General features: G+C 60.4%; 2 protein-coding genes. Both read left to right on the forward strand.

Features of this window, described 5'->3' with window-relative positions:
- A partial coding sequence (locus Q0X72_RS13675) for a putative Ig domain-containing protein (RefSeq protein ID WP_297766545.1) occupies positions 1-1,701 on the forward strand: 1,701 nt, incomplete at its 5' end.
- A gap of 98 nt (positions 1,702-1,799) precedes the next feature.
- Positions 1,800-2,060, forward strand: coding sequence for a hypothetical protein (locus Q0X72_RS13680; protein WP_297766548.1), 261 nt, complete (start codon positions 1,800-1,802; stop codon positions 2,058-2,060).
- The last annotated feature ends 242 nt before the right edge of the window (positions 2,061-2,302 follow it).

The raw sequence follows: 2,302 nt of genomic DNA on the forward strand, positions 1-2,302 counted from the left end.
AATGTCTTCACGGTCCAGGTGGACGCCACGGGCGGCAGCGACACCGCCACGCTCAACATCACGGTGGATGCGCTGAACTTGCCGCCGGCCTTTATCACCGACCCGATCAACGAAATCAATGCCACGGTAGGTTCGGCCTACAGCAGCACGCTGGCCGACGACGCTTCCGACCCGGAATCCGACCCGATGACCTTCGCGAAGGTGTCGGGTCCAACCTGGTTGAACGTGGCCGCCAACGGCACCCTCTCCGGCACGCCGGGGGCGGGCGACGTGGGGGCCAATGTCTTTACGGTGCAAGTGGATGCCATCGGCGGCAGCGACACCGCCACGCTCAACATCACGGTGGATGCGCTGAACTTGCCGCCGGCCTTTATCACCGACCCGGTCTTCGAGTCCAACGCCATGGAAGACGTGGCGTACAGCAGCACGCTGGCCGACGACGCCTCCGACCCGGAATCCGACCCCATGACCTTCTCGAAGGTGTCCGGTCCGGCGTGGCTGAACGTGGCCGCCAACGGCGCACTTTCGGGTACACCCGGAGCAGGGGACGTGGGCCTGAACAGCTTCACCGTCCAGGTGGATGCAACAGGCGGCAGCGATACCGCCGTGTTGCAAATCACGATCGATGCTGCCGGCGGTCCGGTTGCGGACTTTGCCCAGAGCGAATTCACGGCACTGGGATCGGTCACGGGCGGTTCCATTGCCGATACCGTATCCAACGACGATGTCTATGAGGTGCTCACTGAGGCGCAGAGCGGAGGCAAACCGTCTAAGCGCCGTTCGCACCTGGAGCACACCTGGACGTTCAACGTCACAGGCGGCGAGGTGGTCACCTTCTATATCGAAGCGCACCATGACGCCAACTCCGAAGGCGATGACTTCACCTTCTCGTACTCCACGGACAACGTAAACTTCACCGACATGGTGACGGTCACGAAAACCGCGGACGAGAACACGGCGCAGTTCTATTCGCTGCCTGGCAGCTTGAGCGGAACCGTCTATGTGAAGGTGGTCGATACAGACCGCACACAGGGCAACAGTGCGACCGACAGCCTCTATGTGGACGCGATTTTCATCACGTCCGAGACGTCCTCCACACCGCCGGGTGCGGCGAGTAACCCTGCTCCGGCCAACGGTGCGACGGGCGTTTCAACGGCTCCGACGCTGACCTGGACGGCGGGCATGCTGGCGTCCTCGCACGACGTCTACTTCGGCATCAACCCGACCCCGGGAGCGGGTGAGTTCCAGGGCAACCAGTCCGGGACGAGTTTCTCGCCCGGTACGCTGGCCATCTCGACCACCTACTACTGGGCGGTCGACGAGGTCAATGGGGCAGGCAGGACCCTGGGTCCAGTCTGGTCGTTCACCACCGGTTCAGGCACGCCTGAAATGCATGTGTCCTCCATTGTATTGGGCACCAGGAGAGCCGGAAAAAATTACCGGGGGGTGGCGACGGTTACCATTGTGAATAGCGGGACCGGTCAACCCGTATCCGGGGCTACCGTGCAGGGTGATTTTACCGGGGTGTTCAGCGAATCCAATTCTGGTGTGACTGATGGAATTGGGGAATCCGTTCTGACCACCAGTGGCAAGCAGCGGTTACCCTTCAGTTTCACCTTCACGGTAACCGATGTTACCGCGTCGGGCTACACCTACAACCCCGCCAACAACGTGGAAACGTCGGACAGCGGAAGCTTTTAACTGACCAGCTCCCTGACTCCCAGTATCTTAATACTGGAGGTCGAATCGGGACCCCGCATAATTCCCTCCACTCCCCCGCAAGAAACTGCACTGGGGAAATGTTTACCTCCCTCGGGTTCGATTTTGAGCTCGTCGCGGAACAGGCGGATGGAGATCTCCGCGTACTCGATGACGGGCAAGACCATGTCTCCAACCTGGAGTATAGCCAGGAAGATGCGGCCGGGCATATCCAGTGCATTGTCGGCGGCCGGTATCTGATGGAAATCCAACTGGAGCAACTGCCCATGGATTCGTTTCAGGTGTTGGAGGATCGCGACGGTCTGTTTTCCGTGTTGCTGCAGATGGTGCGGGGGGAGTAGGTGTTGGTGATTGGATGCGGGAAGCGGGAGCTTTTCATCCGTCTCTGCCAACCAACGGCCCAAACAGTGGAGACCAACGTTGAGAGACGCCGCAACGACTCAACTTTATTCACCCCCGACACGAGGTCGCGGGGATCTATACGCCGCCCACCGACCTTGTGTCGGTGGAGGCAGACGTTGAGAGACGCCGTAACGACTCAACTTTATTCACCCGCGACAGGAGGTCGCGGGGATCTTTTCAT

Source organism: uncultured Muriicola sp. (assembly GCF_947258935.1).
GTDB lineage: Bacteria > Bacteroidota > Bacteroidia > Flavobacteriales > Flavobacteriaceae > Muriicola.